The 22,241-nt window shown below is 73.6% G+C and carries 18 protein-coding genes, 2 tRNA genes and 2 pseudogenes; 13 read left to right on the top strand and 9 right to left on the bottom strand.

Annotation, left to right across the window (positions count from 1 at the left end; all coding sequences use genetic code 11):
• The first annotated feature begins 75 nt into the window (after positions 1 to 75).
• The 9 genes and pseudogenes from Srubr_RS32095 (at position 76) to Srubr_RS32055 (ending at position 6,023) form a co-directional block, all read left to right on the top strand.
• Entirely contained in the window at positions 76 to 432 is a 357-nt protein-coding gene (locus Srubr_RS32095; RefSeq protein ID WP_189994755.1) for an SCO3933 family regulatory protein, read from the top strand.
• On the top strand, positions 432 to 1,808 hold the full coding sequence (locus Srubr_RS32090; protein ID WP_189994757.1) for an FtsK/SpoIIIE domain-containing protein: 1,377 nt from the start codon (positions 432 to 434) through the stop codon (positions 1,806 to 1,808). The genes Srubr_RS32095 and Srubr_RS32090 overlap by 1 nt, the downstream gene beginning before the upstream one ends.
• Positions 1,809 to 1,842: 34 nt before the next feature.
• A complete protein-coding gene (locus Srubr_RS32085; RefSeq protein WP_189994759.1) occupies positions 1,843 to 2,475 on the top strand; it encodes a DUF2637 domain-containing protein in 633 nt (210 codons plus the stop codon).
• Positions 2,476 to 2,486: 11 nt separating this feature from the next.
• Positions 2,487 to 2,678 carry a mobile element transfer protein gene (locus tag Srubr_RS32080; RefSeq protein ID WP_014673670.1) on the top strand — a complete coding sequence of 64 codons (192 nt, stop codon included), beginning with the start codon at positions 2,487 to 2,489 and terminating at the stop codon, positions 2,676 to 2,678.
• A 16-nt stretch (positions 2,679 to 2,694) separates the two neighbouring features.
• Entirely contained in the window at positions 2,695 to 2,889 is a 195-nt protein-coding gene (locus tag Srubr_RS32075) for a hypothetical protein (RefSeq protein WP_086700605.1), read from the top strand.
• Between the two features lie 25 nt (positions 2,890 to 2,914).
• A complete protein-coding gene (locus tag Srubr_RS32070) occupies positions 2,915 to 3,160 on the top strand; it encodes a SpdD protein (RefSeq protein ID WP_189995301.1) in 246 nt (81 codons plus the stop codon).
• Between the two features lie 141 nt (positions 3,161 to 3,301).
• Positions 3,302 to 4,596: pseudogene (locus Srubr_RS32065) on the top strand (replication initiator).
• Positions 4,593 to 4,799 (top strand): helix-turn-helix domain-containing protein, encoded by a 207-nt coding sequence (locus tag Srubr_RS32060; RefSeq protein ID WP_167513005.1) that lies wholly within the window; start codon positions 4,593 to 4,595, stop codon positions 4,797 to 4,799. The pseudogene Srubr_RS32065 and the gene Srubr_RS32060 overlap by 4 nt, the downstream one beginning before the upstream one ends.
• Positions 4,796 to 6,023, top strand: a pseudogene (locus Srubr_RS32055) (site-specific integrase). Before Srubr_RS32060 ends, Srubr_RS32055 begins: the two are co-directional and overlap by 4 nt.
• 77 nt (positions 6,024 to 6,100) lie before the next feature.
• Here Srubr_RS32055 and Srubr_RS32050 read toward each other — a convergent pair.
• Both Srubr_RS32050 and Srubr_RS32045 read right to left on the bottom strand, forming a co-directional pair.
• A tRNA-Arg gene (locus Srubr_RS32050) sits at positions 6,101 to 6,173 on the bottom strand.
• A gap of 199 nt (positions 6,174 to 6,372) precedes the next feature.
• Positions 6,373 to 6,463: transfer RNA gene (locus Srubr_RS32045), tRNA-Ser, on the bottom strand.
• A 165-nt stretch (positions 6,464 to 6,628) separates the two neighbouring features.
• Between Srubr_RS32045 and Srubr_RS32040 the strand changes: the two genes are divergently transcribed.
• Positions 6,629 to 7,207: an SSI family serine proteinase inhibitor gene (locus Srubr_RS32040; protein WP_189994761.1), complete on the top strand. Its 579-nt coding sequence runs from the start codon at positions 6,629 to 6,631 to the stop codon at positions 7,205 to 7,207.
• A 615-nt stretch (positions 7,208 to 7,822) separates the two neighbouring features.
• Positions 7,823 to 13,003, top strand: a complete 5,181-nt coding sequence (locus tag Srubr_RS32035) for a hybrid sensor histidine kinase/response regulator (protein WP_189994770.1) — start codon at positions 7,823 to 7,825, stop codon at positions 13,001 to 13,003.
• A 162-nt stretch (positions 13,004 to 13,165) separates the two neighbouring features.
• On the opposite strand, the gene Srubr_RS32030 is transcribed toward Srubr_RS32035, so the two are convergent.
• Positions 13,166 to 13,747: a TetR family transcriptional regulator gene (locus Srubr_RS32030; RefSeq protein ID WP_189994772.1), complete on the bottom strand. Its 582-nt coding sequence runs from the start codon at positions 13,745 to 13,747 to the stop codon at positions 13,166 to 13,168.
• 133 nt (positions 13,748 to 13,880) lie between these two features.
• On the opposite strand from Srubr_RS32030, the gene Srubr_RS32025 reads away from it, so the two are divergent.
• Entirely contained in the window at positions 13,881 to 15,092 is a 1,212-nt protein-coding gene (locus tag Srubr_RS32025; protein ID WP_189994774.1) for an MFS transporter, read from the top strand.
• Positions 15,093 to 15,170: 78 nt separating this feature from the next.
• Here Srubr_RS32025 and Srubr_RS32020 read toward each other — a convergent pair whose 3' ends face one another.
• The 6 genes from Srubr_RS32020 to Srubr_RS31995 form a co-directional block, all read right to left on the bottom strand.
• Positions 15,171 to 16,826, bottom strand: coding sequence for a long-chain fatty acid--CoA ligase (locus Srubr_RS32020; RefSeq protein ID WP_189994775.1), 1,656 nt, complete (start codon positions 16,824 to 16,826; stop codon positions 15,171 to 15,173).
• Positions 16,827 to 16,979: 153 nt separating this feature from the next.
• Entirely contained in the window at positions 16,980 to 17,537 is a 558-nt protein-coding gene (locus Srubr_RS32015; protein WP_189994777.1) for a SigE family RNA polymerase sigma factor, read from the bottom strand.
• Positions 17,538 to 17,798: 261 nt separating this feature from the next.
• Positions 17,799 to 18,965: a lipid-transfer protein gene (locus tag Srubr_RS32010; protein ID WP_189994779.1), complete on the bottom strand. Its 1,167-nt coding sequence runs from the start codon at positions 18,963 to 18,965 to the stop codon at positions 17,799 to 17,801.
• Complete coding sequence (locus Srubr_RS32005) at positions 18,962 to 19,354, bottom strand: MaoC family dehydratase (RefSeq protein ID WP_189994781.1); 393 nt, start codon at positions 19,352 to 19,354, stop codon at positions 18,962 to 18,964. Before Srubr_RS32005 ends, Srubr_RS32010 begins: the two co-directional genes overlap by 4 nt.
• A 49-nt stretch (positions 19,355 to 19,403) precedes the next feature.
• Positions 19,404 to 20,429, bottom strand: coding sequence for a bifunctional MaoC family dehydratase N-terminal/OB-fold nucleic acid binding domain-containing protein (locus Srubr_RS32000; RefSeq protein WP_373313492.1), 1,026 nt, complete (start codon positions 20,427 to 20,429; stop codon positions 19,404 to 19,406).
• A gap of 200 nt (positions 20,430 to 20,629) precedes the next feature.
• Positions 20,630 to 20,944: a hypothetical protein gene (locus Srubr_RS31995; RefSeq protein WP_189994783.1), complete on the bottom strand. Its 315-nt coding sequence runs from the start codon at positions 20,942 to 20,944 to the stop codon at positions 20,630 to 20,632.
• Positions 20,945 to 21,310: 366 nt separating this feature from the next.
• Between Srubr_RS31995 and Srubr_RS31990 the strand changes: the two genes are divergently transcribed.
• Positions 21,311 to 22,186: a bifunctional DNA primase/polymerase gene (locus tag Srubr_RS31990; RefSeq protein ID WP_189994785.1), complete on the top strand. Its 876-nt coding sequence runs from the start codon at positions 21,311 to 21,313 to the stop codon at positions 22,184 to 22,186.
• Positions 22,187 to 22,241 lie beyond the last annotated feature (55 nt).

The following is a 22,241-nucleotide window of genomic DNA, read 5'->3' as shown; positions in this document are numbered from 1 at the left end:
GCAAGGTGATTCCGCGATCCCGATCAAGGGATTCGCAGGACCCATCTTGTATAGACGAGTAGATAGGAGTATGTCTTGCGCACCATCCGCGTGGAGACCTCTGGCGCCACGATCCTGCTCACCGAGGCACCTGAGCCGAAAATCCGCGACCGGCAGTCGGGCGAGATCGCCAAGGACGCCAACAGCGGTGAGGCGCTGATGACCATCGGCGTCGTCTACATCGAGGACGGCGAGTCCTCGCTCATCAAGGTCACCGTCCCGGAGGGCGGCATCTCCGAGGGGCTGACGCTGGGGGCACCGGTCTCGCTGCCGGGCCTGGTCGCCCGGCCGTGGGAGTCCGTCTTCAACGGCCAGCAGCGCCACGGCATCGCCTACCGCGCCGCCGCCGTCACCCCCGCCGCCTTCCCGGTCGTCACCGGGGCCGCTGCCTGATGTCCGACCTGACGACGCTTCTGGAAGTGGGTGGTCCTGTCGCCGCGCTCGGCGGCGGGGCCGCCTACGCCCGGGCCAAGCACCCGGCGGCGTACTGGTCCACGGTCGGCCTCCCGGTGTCCACGGTCCGGCTGCTCAGCACGTACGGCTCGGTGATGGAGGCGTGCGGCCTGACCGTGGCGCCGTCCCGGCTCCGGGTGCTCGCGGCCAAGGCCATGACCCGGCGTGAGGTGCGGCCCGTACCGCCTCGCCGGGGCCTGCTCCGGCCCACCACGACCGGGCTGCGGATACGCCTCCGCCTGGCCCCTGGCCAGGAACCCGCCGACTTCGCCGCCTCGGCCGAACGGCTGCGGCACGCCTGGGGCGTCCACGCCGTCTACGTCACCCCGGTCAAGCCGGGTGTCATCGAGCTGCGGCTCGTCGGTTACGACGTCTTACGGCGGGTCCGCATGCCGCGCAAGATCGCGGACGGCTTCCTCAAAGTGCCGGTCGCCCTGCGCGAAGACGCCACGCCGTTCGTACGCGACTACCGCACCATCCCCCACCAGCTCACCCTCGGCGCCACCCTGTCCGGCAAGTCCATGTACCTGCGCCACCTCATCGCCGGCCTCGCCCCTCAGCCCGTCGCCCTGGTCGGCATCGACTGTAAGCGGGGCGTCGAACTGGCTCCCTTCGCACCTCGGCTCTCCGCGCTGGCCACCGACCCGGAACAGGCGGCCGAACTGCTGCCCGTACTGGTCAAGGAAATGGAGGACCGATACGACCTGATCAAGGCCCGGCAGGGCATCGCCCCCGGCACCCCGGACGAGGAGATCACCTCTGACATCTGGGGCCTGCCCGAGCAGGAGCGCCCCGTGCCCGTCGTGCTGTTCGTGGACGAGGTGGCCGAACTCTTCCTCGTCGCCACGAAGAAGGACGAGGAACGCCGCGACGAAATGGTCACCCAGCTCATCCGGCTCGCCCAGCTCGGCCGCGCCGCCGGCATGTACCTGGAGGTCTGCGGGCAGCGCTTCGGCGCCGAACTCGGCAAGGGCGCCACCATGCTCCGCGCCCAGCTCACCGGCCGCGTCTGCCACCGCGTCAACGACGAAGCCTCAGCCAAGATGGCCCTCGGCGACATCGCCCCTGAAGCGGCCATGGCCGCCTGCTCCATCCCTCCCGAACGGCCCGGTCTGGCCGTGGCGGGCGACACCTCCGGCGGCTGGTCCCGCATCCGCACGCCGTACCTCTCCCTCACCGACGCGGCCGAGACCTGCCGCACGTCCGCCGGACTGGTGCCCGACCTGCCCGCGCTGGAGCCCTTCCGCCCCGACGTGCCCGAGCGTCCGGTCGAGCACGCGGCCCCCGTCGTCCTGCCCCACCCGGTCACCGACTGACCTACCCCCGCCCGACTCCGGAAGGAGCCGCATCATGCGCGCCCACCTGGCCCGCGTCGACGCGGTGCTCGTCCAGGCGCTCATCGCCGCCGCGCTGTCCTTCGCCCACCTCCACGATGTCGCCGTGGCGGCCGGACAGGACGGATGGAAAGCATGGGCCTATCCCGTATCCGTCGACCTGTTGCTCGTCGCCGCCTGGCGTCGACTGCGCTCCGGTAACGGCAAGGCCGCGGCCTGGTGCTGGTTCGTCATCGCCCTCGCCGCCTCCCTCGGCGCCAACGTCGCCACCGCCGGCCTCCTCGACCTCGGCAACGTTCCCGCCTGGCTGCGCATCCTCGTCGCGGGCTGGCCCGCCATCGCCTTCCTCGGCGGGACCCTCCTCGCCCACTCCGCACCCAAACCGAACACCGACACCGACACCGAAGTCACCGAGGACCAGGTGGACGAGCCCGAAACCGCCCCCGAACCGGAAGCGCCTGTCCCACCCGCCATCGAGACACCGCCACGACCGACACCCGTACCCGTTCCGTCCGCCCTGGTCGACCACGCCCGCAAGGTCGCCGCCGAGCATCACGCCCGTACCGGTGCCCCCATCGACACACCGACCCTCCGCGCCCGCCTCGGCGTCCCCGCGCCGATGGCCGAAGCCATCGCCACCCGCCTCTGAGAGGAGACCGCGTGTCCGCCAACCGCAGCTTCCGCAATGTCACCCGCATCGGCCCCGTCCAGGTCGGCACTTCCTACGACAACCGGGGCCGCGAGAAGCACACCGCTGCCTGCACCGCCCCGCGCTGCGGCTTCTCCGCCGACTACGACAGCCGCGCCGCCGCCGAACTGGCCGCCCGCACCCACCGCTGCCCTGTCCGCTGAAAGGACCCGGACCACCGTGACCGTCAGCCTGCCGCTCGTCCTCATTCTCGGGTTCTTCGTCTGGGGAGCGATCAAGTTCCTCGGCGTCCGCCCCTGGATCGTCGTCCTCATCGCGCTGTTCGGTTTCTGGCTCTCGCACACGTTTCTCGCCCCCGCCATCGAGTCCGGTACGCGGTCCGGCGTCGGCGTCGTAAACGGCTCACATGACTAGACGAGTAGATATGGAAGGCCAAGCCGTGTTCCTGCCCAAGTACCCGGAGAACCCGACCCCGCCGTCCGCCCACACCCACGCGCCCACCGATCCGGCACCCGCGCGACGCGGCCTCGCGTCCCTTCCCGTGGATGAGAAGACGGTCGTGGCCCTGCTCGTCGGCGGAGTCGTCCTCACCGCGCTCCTGGCCGCCGTCGCCGTCACGGCCATCTCCGTGGCCGTCGCCACCGTCGTCCTGCGCTCCCTGCTTCGCGACCAGCACCGGCGCTGACCCGTCCGACCGCACCCGGGACGGCCGCGACACGGCCAAGCATCCGGCCGCCCCGGGCCCATCACCCCTGACCGATGCAGTCAGAAGGAGACCGCCATCTTCACCCGCACCACCCCGCCCCCGCTCCCGGAACTCGCGAGGCTGGCCGAAAACGGCGGCCTGCCGGGCATCCTGCGCAGCTTTCCGGGCTCGGCGGCTGCACCCACCCGATCCGCCTCGACGGCCACCGCACCGAGTACGACATCGACACCACCACCGGAGAGATCGGCCGCGTCCTCCACCACCTCGACTCGACCGCCCTCCCGGCCGGCCAACTCCTCGTCCGCTGCAACAACCGCCGCACCACCCGCTGCCCGGCCTGCGCCGAGGTCTACCGCCGCGACACCTTCCACCTGATCACCGCCGGACTGCGCGGCGGCAAAGGCACCCCGGAACATGTCGCCGCACACCCCCGCGTCTTCGCCACCTTCACCGCCCCCGGCTTCGGCCCGGTCCACAACCGACGCACCGACGGCCGCCCCTGCCGCTGCGGCACCCATCACGACCAGGACGACACCACACTCGGCACCCCACTCGACCCGGACACCTACGACTACGAATCAGCCGTCCTCTGGAACGCCCACGCCGGACAGCTCTGGCGCCGCTTCTCCATCCACCTCCGCCGCGAGGTCGCCAAGCGCGCGGGCCTGTCACAACGCCGCTTCCGCGACCACGCCCGCGTGTCCTTCGCCAAGGTCGCCGAGTACCAGAAGCGTGGAGCCGTCCACTTCCACGCGGTCATCCGCCTCGACGGTCCCGGCGGCGCCGACACCCCGCCCCCGCCCTGGGCCACCGCCGAACTCCTCACCGACGCCATCCACGCGGCAGCCACCAGGGCACGCGTCGACGGCCCGGTCATCGACGGCCGCGCCCACACCTTCGCCTTCGGCCGCCAGCTCGACGTACGCGCCATCCGCTCCGCCGACTTCAACGACGGCCAGGAGCTGACCGAGCGCGCCGTGGCTGCGTACATCGCCAAGTACGCCACCAAGGGCGCCGAGACCGCGACGGGCGCCCTCGACCGGCCGCTCAAGTTCGCCGCCGAACTCGCCCAGCTCGACATCAGCGACCACGCCCGCCGCCTCATCCGCACCGCCTGGACCCTCGGCGCCCGCAAGGACCTGGAACACCTCCGCCTGCGTGCCTGGGCCCACATGCTCGGATTCCGCGGCCACTTCTCCACCAAGTCCCGCCGCTACTCCACCACCCTCGGCGCCCTCCGCGACGCCCGCGCCGCATGGCGCCGCACCCAGGCAGCAACCGACGAACGCCCGGCAAACACGACGTACGTCCTCGCCCACTGGGTCTTCGCCGGCACCGGCCTGACCGACACCGAAGCCTGGCTTGCCGCATCCCTCGAACCCGCTCCCGGAACGGAAGGAGAGCCCACCGCATGACCACGGTGACCATCACCCGTAAGTGGCACACCACGGCCGAAGTCGCCGAGATGCTCGGCTTCGGTCTCTCCAAGACCAAGGCACTCATCCTCAGCGGCGAGATCCGGTCCGTGAAGATCGGCCGCAACCGCCGGATCCTCCCGGCCTGGGTGGACGAGTACGTGGCCCGCTGCACCTCCGAGACCGAGGAGTGGGCGGCATGAGCGGAAAGCGCGCGAACGGCGAGGGGTCCATCTACCCGTACAAGAACGGCTTCGCGGCCTACGTCTAGGGCACGACTCCGGAGGGCGATCGCAAGCGGAAGTACGTGTACGGCAAGACGCGTGAGGAGACCCACGAGAAGTGGATCAAGCTTCACAGCGAAGCCAGCAAGGGCCCTGTGCAGACCCGGCACCACACGGTGCGGGCGTTCCTCGCCTACTGGCTTGAGTCGATCGTGAAGCCCAACCTGGCCCCGCTGTCGTACGTGTCCTACGAGGGCTCGGTGCGGCTCTACATCAACCCGCGCCTGGGCACGAAGCGACTCGACAAGCTGACCGTCCGGGACGTCCAGGAGTGGCTGACCAAGCTGGCCGGCATCTGCCAGTGCTGCGCCCAGGGCAAGGACGCCAAGCGGGGCCAAGGCACGGCAGCGGTGTTGCGCCGTCGGGGAGTGCTGTGAGGCCTACCCGTCCCGGCGGGTCGTCCAGGCCGCACGTGACGCCCTCCGTGCTGCCCTGACCCATGCCGTGGCCGAAGAGGAGATCGGCAAGAACGTCGCCTCGCTGGTGAAGGTCCCCAAACCGCGCCGCCGCCGGATCAAGCCCTGGTCGGTCGCCGAGGCGGGCCGGTTCCTCGCCGACTGCGCCGCGCGGGACGATCACCTCTTCGCGGCCTGGATGCTCGTGCTCTGCCTCGGCCTGCGCCGGGGGGAGGTCCTGGGACTCACCTGGAAGTCGGTGGACTTCGACGCGGGTGAGATCTACGTGGATCACCAGATCCAGCGGGCCGGGCGGCAGATCCTCCACCGGGAAACCAAGACCGAGGAGTCGGACGGCTTCCTTCCCCTCCCGGCGCTGTGCCTCAAGGCCCTCCGCATGCGGCGGGCTCAGCAGATCGGTGACCGGAAGGCGGCCGGTGAGCTGTGGCAGGACACGCACGGGCTGGTCTTCACCACGAAGTACGGCACTCCGATCGAGCCGGGGAACCTCACCCGGATGTTCGCGCTGCGGGCTCGTCGCGCCGGCGTCCGCCTCATCCCGCTGCGGAACACCCGGCACACGTGCAGCTCGCTCCTGGTCGCGCTCAAGGTCCATCCGAAGATCGCCCAGCGGATCCTCCGGCACTCCCAGATCGCCATGACGATGGAGGTCTACGCCGAAGCCAGCGAGGAAGAAGTGCGAGCCGCGCTCGGCAAGCTGTCCGATGCCATGGGCGGCGCCGGCTGACGCCGTTGCTGTACTTCGCTGCTGTACGCCCCTGAAACGCAAGAGGCCCCGGAGTAATCCGGGGCCTCTCACCTGTGTGCACTCGGCAGGATTCGAACCTGCAACCTTCTGATCCGTAGTCAGATGCTCTATCCGTTAAGCTACGAGTGCTTGTTCTTTTGTTTTGCCTTCGCTCCCGGTCCTTTCGGCCCGCTCGCGGCGACAGGAAGAACATTACATGACTGCCGCCGTCATGTGAAATCCGGTCCCCTCACCCCCTCTGACCTGCGGAAATGCCCGAGGCCAGCCTCCGGAGCCAAGGCGGGAACGACGAAGCCCCGGTCCTGGGGACCGGGGCTTCGGTTGGGAGCGGAGGCGGAGGGATTTGAACCCTCGATGGGCTTTAAGGCCCAAACCGCATTAGCAGTGCGGCGCCATAGACCGGACTAGGCGACGCCTCCAGCACAACCGCTCACGCGAGCGCGCGAGTGGTGCGTGCAGATGATGACACAGGCGAGTGCCCTGTCACCAATCGCCCCCCACGGTACTAGGCAGTCGGGCCGCAGGGCAAAGGGCTTCCCGGACGACGCGGCGCAACGTCCGAGCCGGTCCGGCGTTGACAGGGCATGGTCTCTGTCTCATCGGCCCCGCCGGTCCCCCCGGTCACCACACGGTGCCGCCGCCGCGTCCTGGCTGCCCTCGCCGTCACCGCCTGTCTCCTCCCCCTCACCGGCCTCCCCGCCGCCGCGGCCGGCGCCATGCCACCGCCGGTCCGGCCCGAGGACCGCGCGAGCGGTGCCATGCCGCCCCCCGTCCGGCCCGAGGACCAGGGTGATCACCTCACCGTCGTGGTCCGGCACGCCGGTGTCGAACGGGACGGGAGGTACGACCTGTACTGCCACCCCGAGGCCGGCCGGCACCCCGACCCCGCCGGGGCCTGCCGGGTGCTCGACGAGAACACGCGGTGGGGGCGGGACCCCTTCGCGCCGGTCGCCCCCGGCACCGTCTGCACCATGGTCCACGGCGGCCCGGCCACCGCCCGGCTCACCGGCACCTGGGCCGGACGCCCGGTCGACGCCACGTACGACCGCGGGGACGGGTGCCGGATCGCACGGTGGGACCGCATGGTGCCCCTGCTGCCACGGATCGGCGCCCCCGCCCAAGCCGAACCACAGACCGGCACCCCCGCCCGGACCGAGCCGTAGACCGGCGTCCCCGTCCCGGCCGAGCCACACACCGGCAGCACCGCCCGGACCGAACCACGGACCGGTGCGTCGGCCTGGCCTCAGCCGAAAACGGCGGCCTCGCCCAGGCCGAGCCGCGAACCGGCAGTCCCCTCCAGACCGAACCACGGACCGGCGCCGCCGCCCAGACCGAGCCACGGACCGGCGTGTCGGACTCGCGTGGGTCGCGAAGTGGCGGCCCCGTCCACGCCTGACCACGGCACCCGCAGCCCCGCCCAGGCCGGGCCACGGACCGTCGGCCCCCGCAAGGCCGAGCCGGGGCCGGGGAGCGGCGGGTCCGGTCAGGTCGGGCCGAGCCGGGGCCGGGGATCGGTGGGTCCGGTCGGGCCGGGTCGGGTGGCGGGCGTGGCGTGCGGGTTCTACGGGCGCGCCGGTTCCGTGTAGGACCCGGGCAGGTATCGCGGAGCCGGGGTATCGGTCATGCGTTCGCCGTCACTTCCTCGTGGGACCTCGCCGCCATCCGGCGCCGCGAGCGCGACCCGTTCCCCTAGACTCCCTCGCGTGACACGTCGCGGGCCCCTTGGCAAGATGGCCCGAGCGGTCGGCAAGGTGCGGTAACAGGGAGGAAGGCGTCTCGTGAGCAGCAGGCCATCCCGAGGCGCTGCTCGCCTCGCAGCCATACTCGACGCGCTGCCGGACGCGTTGGTCCTGGTCAACGCCAACGGCACCGTCGTCAACGCCAACACCATCGCGCTGGAGGCCTTCGAGACGCCCGGCACGGCCCTCGTCGGCCGTGGGCTGCTCGATCTGCTGCCGCAGTTCGACTCACGGCTCATCCCCGGCTCGATGCGGCGGCCCGACCACATGGCCCCGCAGGGGCGGACCAAGCCCACCCGGATGGTCGCGCGGCGCACCGACGGGACCGAGTTCCCGGTCGAGGTCACCAGCGCGAACCTGGAGAACGGGCAGCAGGCGTACGACGGTTACGGCTACACCGGCGACGAGCTGCTGATGATCGTGGTCCGGGATCTGTCCGGGACCGTCGACACCGAGGCGGAGCTGGCCCGCTCCCAGCGGCAGACCGAGATGATCCTGCGGGCGGCCGCGGAAGGTGTCGTGGGAACCGACACCGACGGGCGGATCGTGCTGGTCAACCCGGCCGCCGCCCAGATACTGGGATACCGGGCCGGCGAGCTGGGCGGCAAGGAGCTGCACACCCTCGTGCTGCACTCGCGCGCCGACGGTTCGCCCTTCCCGTACGAGGAGTCGCCGCTCGCCGACACCCTGCGCTCCGGCCGCAAGCACCGGGTGCGCGGCCAGGTGCTGTGGTCCAAGGGCGACAAGAAGGTGCCGGTCGACCTGACCACCGCGCCGGTGCGGGACGGTGACCAGTTGGTCGGCGCCGTGATGACCTTCACCGACCGCCGGCCGTACGACGCCGTGGTGGAGGAGAAGGCCGCGCTGGAGAAGGCGCACGCCGACGAGCTGGAGCGGCTCTCCGAGGAACACGCCTCCGACCTGACCGCGCTGCGCCAGCAGCATGTCGCCGAGGTCGAGGAGCTGCGCGAGAAGCACGGCACCGAGATCGGGGAACTGCGCGAGAAGCACGCGGAGGAGCTGGCGGCCGGCGAGGAGCGGTACGCGGCGCTGGCCGAGCGGGAGAAGGACCGGTACGAGGCCCTCTGCGGGCGGCACGAGCAGTTGCTGACCCTGCTCGGGCAGTCGCTGCGCGGGCCGCTGGACGAGCTGCGGCGCGAGCTGTCCGCGCTGGCGGCCGACGACGCCGGCCAGCTGTGGCCCGAGGCCAACCAGGTCCTGCACCACCTGTCCGCCGGGTACTCCCGGATCACCACCCTCATCGACAACGTCCTCGGCTACCAGCGGCTGGACGCGGGCACCGAGGACATCACCCGTACGAAGGTGATGCTGGACGCCGTCGTCGCCGCCGGTGTGGACGGGGCCGTGGAGCTGATCGGGCCGGGGCGGGTGCAGTTCGCCGTGCACGCGCCGCCCATCGAGGCCGAGGTCGATCCGCGGCGGCTCGCCGTCGCGCTCGCGCACCTCGTCGCGGACGTCGCCGGGGTCGACGCCACCGGCAACACGCCCGTGTCGGCGGGCGGTTACCTGGACAACACCGTCGTGGTCGCCGCCGCCCAGCGGGGCGAGGTCGCGCGGATCGAGGTACGCGGGCCGTACGCCGGGGGAGACCCGGTGCACGAGCCGATCGTGCGCGGGATCGTGCGCGCCCACGGGGGCGTGCTCCAGACGCACGAGGTGCCGGGCATGAGCGGCAGCGCGTACGTCCTTGAGGTGCCCCTCGGGGGCGGGGCCGGCGCGATCGTCCCGCAGGTCCCGGACACCACCAGCACGCATGTCCCGGACGCCATCGGCACGCAGATCCCGGGCGCCACCGGCGCGCGAGTCGCGGGCGCCGTGGCCGGCGGGCCGCTGCCGGACGCCGTGGCCGGTGCGCCGCTGCCGGACGCCGTGGCCGAGGGTGGCCTGCCGGACGCCGTGGCCGGTGGTGGCCTACCGGACGCCGGTGAGGTCGCCGGGGACGATGCCGACGCGGCCGAGCAGGGCGGCGGGGGCGGTCGGCGACGGGCCCGGCGGTCCTCCACGGACGCCTTCCTGGAGAGCGACCTGGCCGGTGCCGGTGACACCGGTGAGTTCGAGGCACCGGCCCCGACCGGCCGGCGTCGGCGGCGGGCCGCCGCGCCCGCCGGGGAGACCGGCGCGATCCCGGCCGAGGGCGCGGAGAGCGCGTCCGGCGGTACCGGACGGCGCCGCGCCCGGCCCGCCGACGGCGCGGGCGCCGATACGGGCGCGGGTGCCGGTGAGGGCAGGGGCGAGAGCGACGGCGTGGCCGAAGGAGCCGTCGTGACCTCGGCCGAGCAGAGCGCGGGGGCCGCCGCCTCGGGTACGGGGCTCGGTGGCACCGTGCCGCCGCAGGGCGTGCCCGCGGGTACGGGCCGGCGGGCCCGCCGCGAGGTGGACGCCGCACCGCAGGCCGCCCTGCCGCCCGCCCTTCCCGCGGCGGAAGCCGGGACGGGAGCCGGTGGCGAAGTGACGCCGGGTGCACGGGCCGTTCCCGCCCAGGGCGGCCCGGTGGTTCCGGCCCGGGGTGGTCAGACGGGTGGCGCCCAGGGAGGCGAAGCCGTCGGCGCCGAGGGTGCTCAGCCGGGCGGACGGCGCCGGCGAGCGCTGGCCGCCGCGGCGGAGCGCGCCGCGGCGCAGGAAGCGAGCGGCCCGCGCACGGTGTTCGCCCTGCCCCCGGCCGACGCCGACCGGTCCCCCCGGTCCCCCGAGGCCGAGGGGGCCCACGAGACTCCGGCCCCGGCGAGTGGTGCGGCTCCGGCCCCGGGCTCGGGTACGGCCGTACCGGTGACTCCCGGTGCCGACGAGAGCGCGGCCGTATCGGCGGCTCCCGGTGCCGGTGTGCCCGCCGACCCGAGCGCGGGTGGGGCCATGGCTCCGCACGCCGGTGTGCCCGCGTCCCCGAACGCCGGTGTGCCCGTCGCTCCGGGTGCCGGGGTCGCCGAGGGCGGTCGGCCGCGCGTTCCCGGTGCCGGGCCGCTGCCCGGTCAGGCACCGCTGCCCGGTCAGGCGCCACTGCCCGGTCAGGCGCCACTGCCCGGTCAGGCGCCACTGCCCGGTCAGGCGCCACTGCCCGGTCAGGTGCAGCTGCCCGCCCAGATGCCGGTGTCCGTCGAGGGGCTGCCCGGTGTCGACGGTCGGCACGACGCCGTACCGCTCGACCAGGCCGAGGACCACACCCCGCCGCAGCCGCACCCCACCAGCGCGCCGACCGGCCGCCGGCGCCGGGCGATGGCACAGCCCGCCGAGGCCGCCCAGGCGGTGGCACCGGGGACCGTACCCGGCCAGACCCGGCCCCTGCCGGTGCCGGGCGCTCCCGGGCAGGTGCCGCAGGGGACCGCCGCCGTACCTCCGGTTCCCGGTCAGCACGCCCCCGCGCCAAACGTTCCCGCGCAGGGCACAATCGGGCAGGGCATCCCCCTCCAGGGCGGCCCCGTGGCTCCCGGCGCCCAGCCCGGCGCCGCCGTACCCGCGCAGGGCACGCCCGGACAGCCCACGCCCACTCCGGCGGCACCCGCCCCGGCGGCACCGGCCTCGGCCACACCGCCCCAGGGCGCGCCCGCCCACGGCATGCCCGTCCAGAACACACCCGCCCAGGGTGCCGCCGGGCAGTCCACGCCCGCGGGAGCAGCCCCGCAGGCGCCGGCCGCCGCGCAGCCGGGCACCCCGCCCGCCGGCACCCCGGTGGCGGGCCCGGGCCCGCTGCCGTTGCCCGCCGAGGCCACGCCCGGTCAGGCGCCGGGTACCCGGCCCGCGCCGGTGCCGCCCGTCGGCGGCCCCGCGGCCGGCGCCCCGCCGCAGTGGCCGGGTGCCGACGACACCGCCGGCGCGGGAACCCCGCTCCCGGCCCAGGACCCCACGCCCCCCGCCACACCGGTTCAGGGCCCCACGCCCCCCGCCACACCGGCTCAGGGCACCCCGACCCCCGGCACGCCCCTTCCCACCGGGCCCACCACGCCCGCCGCTGCCGCCACCGCCCAGGGTGGTCAACCGCCGCGGGCCGCACAGCCGTTGCCCGCCGAGGCGGCGGGTGGCGGACCGGTCGACCCGGACTCCACGCAGGGGCGGTCGATCTCCGTACGGACGCTCGGGCAGGGCGTACCGTTCGCCCGGCAGGCCGCGCAGACGCAGCAGCCGACGGCTACCCCGCCGCCGCACGCGCCCGGTGGTTCCGGCCGCCGGCGCAAGCTGGGCACGCCCCCGGACCCGGCCGGCCGCCAGGAGGCCCGGCCGGACCAGGGGGCCCGGCCGCACCCGGCGTCCGAGCCGGTGCCCGGACACCCGGCACCCGTCGGCCGGCCCCCGGCGCCGCAGTCCTCGCCCGCCGGTCAGCCGCCCATGCCGGGGCGGCCGGCCCCGGGCACCGAGGGGGCCGGGCGGTCCTACGCCATCGGCGCCCCGGAGCCCGACGCGGCCGAGGGACCGGAGCCGCTGGACGGTCCGGGCGGGGCCGTGGAGGTGGCGGACACCCCGCGCCCGCAGCCGCTGGACGACGAGCTGCCCCCGGAGCCGCTGGACAACCCGCGCCGGCTGCTGGTGTGGCCCGCGCCGGACGTGACGACCCAGCAGGCGCTCAGCGACCGTGGGTACCGGCCGGTCATCGTGCACTCGCGCGAGGAGGTCGACGCGCAGATCGCGGCGTTCCCCGCCGCGCTCTTCGTGGACCCGCTGACCGGGCCCATCACCAGGACGGCCCTGCAGTCGCTGCGTCAGGCCGCCGTGGCGGCCGAGGTGCCGGTGCTGGTCACGGCCGGGCTCGGCCAGGCGTCGCGCGAGGCGGCCTACGGCGCCGATCCCGCCGTACTGCTGAAGGCGCTGGCGCCCCGGGACAGCGAGCAGCATCCGCCGCGGGTGCTGCTCATCGAGGAGCACGCGGAGATCGCGCTGGCGCTGACGACGACGCTGGAGCGGCGCGGGATGCAGGTGGCGCGGGCCGCGAGCGACAACGACGCGGTGACGCTGGCGGCGCAGTTCCGGCCGAACCTGGTGGTGATGGACCTGATGCAGGTGCACCGCCGACGGGCCGGGATCGTGGACTGGCTGCGCGCGAACGGGCAGCTCAACCGCACCCCGTTGGTCGTCTACACCGCCGCCGTCGACCAGGCCGACCGGCCCCGGCTGGCCTCCGGCGAGACCGTGCTGTTCCTCGCCGAGCGGTCCACCAGCACCGAGGTGCAGAGCAGGATCGTCGACCTGCTGGCCCGGATCGGCACCAACTAGGGCCCGCCGGCCGAGACCGGGACACCGTACGGGGCCACCGACCGGGAGCCTCCGACCACAACGGGGCGCCGCCGGCCACAACCGGGCGCCGCCGGCCACGGACCGGGAGCGGTCGGCCACGGACCGGGAGCGGTCGGCCGGGGACCGCGGGCTGGTCGCGGACTAGCGCGCGACCAGCCTGCGGGCCGCCTCCCTGATGGAGGCCCGCAGGCGGTCCTGGTCGCCGCCCCCCGTCCCCGTGAGGATGCGCCGCATCTGCGGGAGCGCGGAGGACCAGTTCGTCAGCGAGATCAGCAGGATGAGCAGGTCACCGGCCGGGATGGTGTCCGTGATGACACCCCGTTCCTGGGCGTCCCTGATCTGGGCGACCTTGCGGGCGTAGTGGTCCTGGCGGGCCTCCTCGTCGGGCAGTTCGGCGGTGCCGTACTCCATGCCCTCCCAGAAGAGCAGGCGCAGCAGCTCGGGGTGGGCGGCGTGGTAGTCGAGGAGGCGGTCCACCCAGCCGTCGATGTCGTCGGGGTCGACGGGTACGGCCGAGGCCAGGTCCACCATGCGGCTGCCGAGGACCTGGGTGAACAGCTCCGCCTTGTTGCCGAAGTAGGCGTAGATCAGCTGCTTGTTGGCCTTGGCCGTGGCGGCGATGCGGTCGATGCGGGCGCCCGCGATGCCGTGCCGGGAGAACTCGGCGACCGCCGCCTCGAAGATCCGGGCCTTGGTGGCCTCAGGGTCCCTCACTGTTGCCATGGGGACAGGGTAGGCGCCCGGGAGCCGATAACCAACTGTTTGGTTGACGGGAATGCGGATGCCGGTGCACGCTGTTGACGTCTGTCAACCAACCAGTTAGTTGTGAGAGCCGGCTCTAAGGAGAAGCTCCCCCATGCCGTCAGCCACCACCACCCACCAGGCAACACCCGTCCGGGAACCCGCCCGTGAGCGACCGGCCTCCGGCACCCTCTTCCTCCTGCTCATCGCCGTCTGCACCGCCGTCACGGCCGCCAACATCTACCTCGCGGCCCCGCTGCTCCCGCTGATCTCCCACGACTTCGGCACCACCCCGTCGGCCGTGGCCTGGATCGCCTCGGTGGCCCAGCTCGGTTACGCCGCCGGCCTGCTCTTCTTCGCGCCGCTCGGCGACCGCGTCAACCGCCGCCGGCTCGTCGCCTGGCTCTCCGTCGCCACCACGGTCGCGCTGCTCACCGCGGCCGTGGCACCGGGCACCGCGGCCCTGGCCGCCGCCGTCTTCGTCGCCGCCGCGGCGACCGTCATCCCCCAGCTGCTGGTCCCGCTGGTGGCCGCCCGCGCCCCGGCCGACCGGCGGGCCCGGCACGTCGCCGCCGTCATCGCCGGGCTGTTCACCGGCATCGTCGCGGCCCGGGTGCTCGGCGGACTCGCCGGGCAGGGCCTCGGCTGGCGCTGGGTGTTCGCCGGGTCCGCCGTCCTCACCCTCGCCCTGGGGCTGGCCACCGCGCTGGCCCTGCCGTCCGACCGGCCGGCGCGGCGGGGCGGGCTGTTCTCCGGCATAGCCGAGCTGCCGGGGCTGCTGCGCCGCTCGCCCGAGCTGCGGCGGTCCTGCGTCCGGCAGGCGGGGATGTTCGGCGCCTGGAGTGCCCTGTGGACCTCGCTGTCCCTGCTGCTGACCGGGCCGGCGTACGACCTGTCCACCGCGACCGCCGGGCTCTTCGGCCTCTTCGGGCTGACCGCCAGCGCGGTGGCACCGCTGGCGGGCGGCCTGGTGGACCGGTTCGGTGCCGCGCGGGTCGTCGGCACCGCGTTCGTGCTGGCCGCCGTCGCCGTACCGCTGTTCTGGCTCGGCGGGCACGTCCTGCCGGCGCTGTTCGCCGCCGCGATCGCGATCCACGCGGCGCTGGTCGCCTCCCATGTGGCCAACCAGACCGTGGCCCTGACCACGACCACCGCACCGGCCACCGCCAACACCGCCTACGTCGTCTCGGGCTTCGCCGGCGGCGCCCTCGCCTCGGCCGCCGCGGGCCCCGCCTTCGGGCACTGGGGCTGGGCCGGAGTGTGCGCGGTGGCGGGCGTGTGGCTGGCGCTGGGCTGGGCGACGACGATGCGGACCGGCCGGCGCTGACGCCCGGCGACCGGAGGCCCGGCAGGGCTCGTACGGGCCTTCGCCGTCACGGCCGGAGCGCCCGTACCGCCACCGCAGTCACAGGCGGGTGACCTCCAGCTCCCCCTCCGCGTACCGCCGGCGCAGCACCTTCTTGTCGAACTTGCCCACGCTCGTCTTCGGCACCGACTCGACGATGGTCCAGCGCTCGGGCAGCTGCCAGCGGGCGATCCGGGCCTCCTCCGCGAGGAAGGTGCGCAGGGCCTGGAAGTCGGCGCTCGCGCCGGGCCGCAGGACGACCGTGGCCAGCGGGCGCTCGCCCCACTTGTCGTCGGGTACGGCGACCACGGCGGCCTCGGCGACGTCCGGGTGGGACATCAGCGCGTTCTCCAGCTCCACCGACGAGATCCACTCGCCGCCGGACTTGATGACGTCCTTGGCGCGGTCGGTGAGGGTGAGGTAGCCGTCGGGGGAGATGGTGCCGACGTCCCCGGTCTTCAGCCAGCCGTCCGCGCTGAACTTGTCGTCGGGTCGCAGGGGTTCGGCGTCGGGGCCGTTGTAGTAGGCGCCCGCGATCCAGGGTCCGCGCACCTCCAGCTCGCCGGCCGACTCGCCGTCCCAGGGCAGGTGTGCGCCGTCGGGGCCGGTGAGGCGGGCCTCGACGCCCGCCGGGAAGCGGCCCTGGGTGACGCGGTAGCGGAACTCCTCGTCGGTGCCGACCGCGTGGGCCGGCGGACGGGCCACCGTGCCCAGCGGGGAGGTCTCCGTCATGCCCCAGGCGTGGCAGACCCGCATGCCCAGCTTGTCGAACTCCGCCATCAGGGACGGCGGGCAGGCGGCGCCGCCGATGGTGACCTGGGTGAGGGAGGAGACGTCCCGGGGCCGTGCGGTGAGTTCGCCGAGCAGGCCCTGCCAGATGGTCGGGACGGCCGCCGCGTGGGTGGGCCGCTCGGTCTCGATCATCTCGGCGAGCGGGGCCGGCTGGAGGAAACGGTCCGGCATCAGCAGGTTCACACCGGTCATGAAGGTGGCGTGCGGCAGGCCCCACGCGTTCACATGAAACTGCGGGACCACCACCAGGGAGGTGTCCTGGTCGGTCAGGCCCATCGACTGGGCCATGTTGACCTGCATGGAGTGCAGGTAGACCGAACGGTGGCTGTAGACCACACCCTTGGGGTCGCCGGTCGTACCGGAGGTGTAGCACATGGCGGCGGCCTGGCGTTCGTCCAGCTCGGGCCAGTCGTAGTGGTCGGGCCGGCCGGCGATCAGCTCCTCGTACTCGTGCACCCGGGCGGCGGCGCCCGCCAGCGGGGCGCGGTCGCCGGGGCCGGAGACGACGATGTGCTCGACCGTCGGCAGCTGGGGGAGCAGCGGCGCGAGCAGCGGGATCAGCGAGCCGTTGACGATGACGACCTTGTCGGCCGCGTGATTGACGATCCACACCAACTGCTCGGCGGGCAGCCGCAGATTGAGCGTGTGCAGCACCGCGCCCATGGACGGCACGGCGAAGTACACCTCGACGTGCTCGGCGTTGTTCCACATGAGCGTGGCGACCCGGTCGTCGCCGGTCACGCCCAGCTCGTCCCGCAGGGCGTGCGCCAGCCGGGCGGCGCGGGTCCCGATCTCGGCGAAGGTCCGCCGGTGCGGCTCGGGCTCCCCGGTCCAGGTGGTCACCCGCGACGATCCGTGGACCGTCGACCCGTGGGTCAGGATCCTGGAGATCAGCAGCGGTACGTCCTGCATGGTGCTCAGCACGGAGTCCTCCCGGGCGACATTGCCTACGCGGTGGTAGAGGTTGCGCTGATTCTGCGCGCATACCACGCGGTATGTCACTAGGGGGTGCGTCACGCTACGGTCACTGTAAGCGGAGTTCGCCGACGGGCCGGCGGTCTCCGCGGGCGGAGCCCGCTAGCGGGCCGGGGCCAGCTCCGGGTCCTCGCGCAGCTTGCCCAGGGCGCGGGAGACCGCCGACTTCACCGTGCCCACCGAGACCCCGAGCACCTCGGCGGTCTGTGCCTCGCTCAGATCCTCGTAGTACCTGAGGACGACCATCGCCCGCTGGCGCGCCGGCAGCCGCAGGACCGCCCGCCACATCGCGTCGCGCAGCGCCTGCCGCTCGGCCGGGTCCTCGCCCACGGGCAGCGGCTCGGGCTCGGGCAGCTCCTCGCAGGCGAACTCGTCCACCCGGCGCTTGCGCCACTGGGAGGTACGGGTGTTCACGAGCGCCCGGCGCACATAGCCGTCCAGCGCCCTGTGGTCCTCGATCCGCTCCCACGCGACATAGGTCTTGGCCAGCGCGGTCTGCAGCAGGTCCTCGGCGTCGTTCGGGTTCGCGGTCAGCGAGCGCGCGGTGCGCAGCAGGACCGGCTGGCGGGCCCGCACGTACGCCGCGAACGTCGGGTAGAGGGGTGTCTGCCGCCTGGGTGCGGCGGCGGCCGAGGCGCTGGTGCAGACGGGTGTGGTCATGCCTCCACGCTAGGAGCGCGGTCCCCCGCCGGGTATCGGCCGCAGGTCCTGAAGGCGGGTCCCCCTCAGGTTGTAGGGGTAGGGCTGCCTCCACCTCCTGAAGGTGGAGCACGGGTCCGCCCGTCTGCGGGTACGACCCTGAGCAGCCGCCGGTAACGGCCTGAGGAGTCACCGAGTACGTCCCCCGAGCAGCCGACGCGAACCACCCGAGGAGTCACCGAGTACGTCCCCCGAGGAGTCACCGGGGACGGCCCCGAGGACTCACCCGTCCGCCGTCAGGACCAGCCCTGATGTCGGTACCCCGGTGCCGGCCGTCACCAGGGTCCGCGCGGCCCCCGGCACCTGGTTCACGGCCGTGCCCCGCAGTTGCCGTACCGCCTCCGCGATGCCGTTCATACCGTGCAGGTACGCCTCCCCGAGCTGGCCCCCGTGGGTGTTCAGCGGCAGCCGCCGCTCGGCCACGAAGTCCGCCGCCCGCCCCCTGCCGCAGAACCCGAACTCCTCCAGCTGCATCAGCACGAAGGGGGTGAAGTGGTCGTAGAGGATCGCCACGTCGATGTCGTCCGGGCCGAGACCGGAGGTGCGCCACAGCTGGCGGGCCACCGCGTTCATCTCCGGCAGGCCGGTCAGATCGTCGCGGTAGAAGCCGGTCATCTGCTCCTGCGCCCGGCCCGCGCCCTGGGCCGCCGCCGCGATCACGGCGGGCGGGTGCGGCAGGTCCCGGGCCCGCTCCAGGGAGGTGACGACCACCGCCTGCCCGCCGTCGGTCTCCTGGCAGCAGTCCAGCAGCCGCAGCGGCTCGGCGATCCAGCGGGAGGCGGCGTGGTCGGCGAGCGTGATCGGGCGGCCGTGGAAGTACGCGGCCGGGTTGGTCGCCGCGTACGCCCGGTCCACCACGGCCACCTGCCCGAACGCCTCCGGGGTCAGACCGTGGGCGTGCAGGTAGCGCCGGGCCGCCATCGCCACCCAGGAGGCCGGGGTGAGCAGCCCGAACGGCAGCGTCCAGCCGAGCGCCACGCCCTCCGCCGACGGCTCCCGGTGCCGTACGCCCGCGCCGAACCGGCGGCCCGAGCGCTCGTTGAACGCGCGGTAGCAGACCACCACCTCCGCCAGGCCCGTCGCCACCGCGAGCGCCGCCTGCTGGACGGTGGCGCAGGCCGCGCCGCCGCCGTAGTGCACCCGGGAGAAGAAGGACAGCTCGCCCATCCCGCAGGCCTGGGCCACGGTGATCTCCGGGCTGGTGTCCATGGTGAAGGTCACCAGCCCGTCCACGTCCGCCGGGGTGAGCCCCGCGTCGTCGAGCGCGGCCCGCACCGCCTCCACCGCCAGGCGCAGTTCGCTGCGGCCGGAGTCCTTGGAGAACTCGGTGGCCCCGATGCCGGCGATCGCGGCCCGGCCGCCGAGGGTGTCGCGGGTGCGCAGGCTCATGACCCGGCCCCCGGGACCGAGACCGTCACCGTGCCCGTCACATGGTCGCCGAGCCCGTTGGCCCCTACGACCCGTACGACGGCGGTGTCACCGTCGACCTCCTCGACGGTTCCGGTCAGCACCATGGTGTCCCCCGGGTAGTTGGGCGCCCCCAGCCTGATGGCGACCTTGCGGAGCACCGCGGTGGGACCGAAGTGGTCGGTGACGTACCGGCCGACCAGGCCGTTCGTCGTCAGGATGTTCATGAAGACGTCCGGCGCGCCCTTGCGCCGGGCCAGTTCCGGGTCGTGGTGCACGTCCTGGTAGTCCCGGGAGGCGATGGCCCCGGCCACGATCAGGGTGCGGGTCACCGGGATCTCCAGCGGCTCCAGCCGCTCCCCCGCCCTCACCGCTCCACCCCCGTCACCGCGGTCACCCCAGTCACCACAGTCACGGCAGTCACCCGGTCACCTCCGACACCGCTTGGAACACCGGCAGTGTCAGCTCCCCGTCGACGCGCCGGAACCCGGCCCGCACCGGCATCCCGATGCGCACCTCGTCGTACGGCACCCCGGCCACGTCGCCCACCATCCGCACGCCCTCGGCGAGTTTGACCAGCACGACCGCGTACGGGGGATCGAAGCCCGGGACGGGCGGGTGGTGCACGACGACGTACGAGTAGACCGTGCCCTCGCCGCTCGCCTCCACGGTGTCCCAGCCGAGGCCCCCGCAGGCGTTGCAGCCGGGCAGCCAGGGGTGGCGCGGGGTGCCGCAGCCCGTACAGCGCTGGATGAGCAGCCGGCCCTCGGCCACGCCCTGCCAGAAACCGGCGTTGTCCCGGTTGATCACCGGACGCGGACGCGGGGACTCCGGGGGCTCGGGCTCTCGGCGCAGCCGGGGCCCGGGCTCTTGCGGGCGCCGGACCTCACGCTCCCCACCATGCCGGGGATCCCGGTTCCGGTCGCGTGCCGGGGCGTACTTGAGGATGCGGAAGCGGTGGACGCCCGCCGGTTCCCCGGCCACCCGGATCTCCGTACGGGTCGTGACGAAGTAGCCCGTGCCCAGCCGGGTCGTCTTGCGGCCGGATACCTCCTCGATCACCGTGTCGAACGTGACCTCGTCCCCCGGGCGCAGCGGCCGCGGGTACTCCTGCTCGCAGTCGGTGGCCACCACGGCGGTGCAGCCCGCCGCGTCCAGCAGGCCGAGGAGTTCCTCGTACGCCCCGGTGCGGCCCGGGTGCCCGCTCAGGCCGCCCATCGTCCAGACCTGGAGCATGGTGGGCGGGGCGATCGCGTCCGGGCCGGTGTAGGCGGGGTGGGTGTCGCCCAGCGCCTCACACCAGTGCCGGATCATCGGCGCGTTCACCGGGTCCTTGCCGGCACCGGCGACGGCGGCCGGCCGTCCCACGAACTCCTTGAGCCGCTCGCCCAGCCCGTCCTCCCCGGGCCGCTCACCCAGCCCGTCACGCGCCTGCTCGTCACTCACCGCCACCCCCGGGACTCCCGATGACGGTTCCTGACTGTCCGTCAGATGTCCGGGCCTGTCAAGGTCGCCGGACACGACCGCGCGGCGGCGCCGAAGCACCGCCGCGCGGTCGTGTCACACCCCTGAAGCACACCCCACGAAGCCCCACCCCACGAAGGACCTCAGCCGGGGCTCACCCCCGCGGGCTCACCTCCAGGGGCTCACCTCCACAGGGGGGTGAAGTTGACGGACGTGTTGTCGTTGCCCTGCTGGATGCCGGTCCACGCGGATCGGTTGACCTGCGCGGTGTTGCTCTGGTTCGAGGCGCCGGCGCCGACCGCGTTCTGGTTCGTGGTGGCCGAGTTCCCGCTGTTGTCGTCGCCGACACCGCTGCCGAGCACCGCTGCCACTCCGGCGTTCGATCCGTCGTCCGCGAAGGCGCCGTTGTCCGCCGCCGCGACACCGGTGAAGAGGGCGGCCGCGAGCGGCAGGGCGGAGACGGCGGCGAGAACGCGGGCGGTACGGATGCTTGCCATGTGTTCCTCCAGAACCAAGCACTGAGCGGCCCGAGGGCCGGAAGTGTGTGAACCGCTGTTCTTGCCGGGGCAGTTGGCCGACCGCCCCGACGATCGTGGACGACGTCGCGCAACCAGAGTTGCCCAGGCGACTCCCGGCGAACCACTCCGGAAGCCGTGATTCGCACTCAAGCGTGATGACAAGTCGATAAACCTTTATCGGCATCTTTAGCCGCTTCTCATCAGAGAAGCGGCTGATACGACCTTCCACCCGCCAAGCGATACAAGGGATGAATCGTTCCGGCGCAGACCCGCGCCACCCCGCCCGCCGGCGCGTAACCGATACCCCCTCTTCCCTTACTCGAACACGTGTACGACGATAGATCCATGGCCACCTCCGACCGGCAGGCCACGGCACTGGCCCTCGCCCACGCCCTGTCCGCCGCCGAGCGCGGCCTGGCCGTCATCCCCCTGTCCCGGACGAAACTCCCGGCCCTGCGCTCTCCCCACCGCGACGAACCGGTTCCGGCCGGCCCGCCCTGCCACGGCGCTTGCGGCCGCCCCGGCCACGGCGTGTACGACGCCACCACCGACCCCGGACGCGTCCGCGCCCTGTTCGCCGCAGCACCCTGGGCCACCGGCTACGGCATCGCCTGCGGACTGCCGCCGTACCACCTGATCGGCGTCGACCTGGACACCAAGTCCGGCACGGACTCCGCCGCCGCCCTGCGCGAACTGGCCCTGCGCCACCTGTTCACGATCCCGGAGACGGTCGTCGTACTCACCCCGAGCGGGGGCCGCCACCTGTGGCTGACCGGGCCGCCGGACACCGTGGTCCCCAACTCGGCCGGCCGGCTCGCCCCCGGCATCGACATCCGGGGCGCCGGCGGCTACCTGGTGGGCCCCGGCTCCCGCACCGACCACGGCGTCTACACCGTGGCCCCCGGCACCGCCCGGCTGCCCCCGGCCCCCTGCCCACCGGCCCTGCTCCGCCTCCTGGTGCCCCCTCCCCGGCCCCGCCACCCGGCGCCGACCGGCCCCGGGGACCAGGGTCACGGCCTGATCCACTTCGTCCTGTCCGCGCACGAGGGCCAGCGCAACACCCGCCTGTTCTGGGCGGCCTGCCGTGCCTACGAGAACGGGATCGGCCCCGCCCTGGCGGACGCCCTGACCGAGGCGGCCCGGACGACCGGCCTGCCGGAGCACGAGGCCCGCGCCACGATCGCGTCGGCGGCCCGGATGACCGGCCACCGAGACCGCTGAACGGGTCCACGGACCGCCGCCCGGACGCGGGCCGGGCGGCTGGGCAGGCGCGTGG

Source organism: Streptomyces rubradiris (genome assembly GCF_016860525.1).
GTDB classification, from domain to species: domain Bacteria; phylum Actinomycetota; class Actinomycetes; order Streptomycetales; family Streptomycetaceae; genus Streptomyces; species Streptomyces rubradiris.
The sequence above is the reverse complement of the archived record's forward strand: the minus strand, read 5'-3'. Positions and strand labels throughout refer to the sequence as shown.

Excerpts from the sequence above, each read along its gene's own strand:
- Srubr_RS32060 (WP_167513005.1), top strand. The coding sequence starts at position 4,593 with ATGACCACGGTGACCATCACCCGTAAGTGGCACACCACGGCCGAAGTC.
- Srubr_RS32010 (WP_189994779.1), bottom strand. The coding sequence starts at position 18,965 with ATGAGCCTGCGCACCCGCGACACCCTCGGCGGCCGGGCCGCGATCGCC.
- Srubr_RS31990 (WP_189994785.1), top strand. The coding sequence starts at position 21,311 with ATGGCCACCTCCGACCGGCAGGCCACGGCACTGGCCCTCGCCCACGCC.
- Srubr_RS31995 (WP_189994783.1), bottom strand. The coding sequence starts at position 20,944 with ATGGCAAGCATCCGTACCGCCCGCGTTCTCGCCGCCGTCTCCGCCCTG.
- Srubr_RS32025 (WP_189994774.1), top strand. The coding sequence starts at position 13,881 with ATGCCGTCAGCCACCACCACCCACCAGGCAACACCCGTCCGGGAACCC.
- Srubr_RS32040 (WP_189994761.1), top strand. The coding sequence starts at position 6,629 with ATGGTCTCTGTCTCATCGGCCCCGCCGGTCCCCCCGGTCACCACACGG.
- Srubr_RS32015 (WP_189994777.1), bottom strand. The coding sequence starts at position 17,537 with ATGACCACACCCGTCTGCACCAGCGCCTCGGCCGCCGCCGCACCCAGG.
- Srubr_RS32085 (WP_189994759.1), top strand. The coding sequence starts at position 1,843 with ATGCGCGCCCACCTGGCCCGCGTCGACGCGGTGCTCGTCCAGGCGCTC.
- Srubr_RS32030 (WP_189994772.1), bottom strand. The coding sequence starts at position 13,747 with ATGGCAACAGTGAGGGACCCTGAGGCCACCAAGGCCCGGATCTTCGAG.
- Srubr_RS32090 (WP_189994757.1), top strand. The coding sequence starts at position 432 with ATGTCCGACCTGACGACGCTTCTGGAAGTGGGTGGTCCTGTCGCCGCG.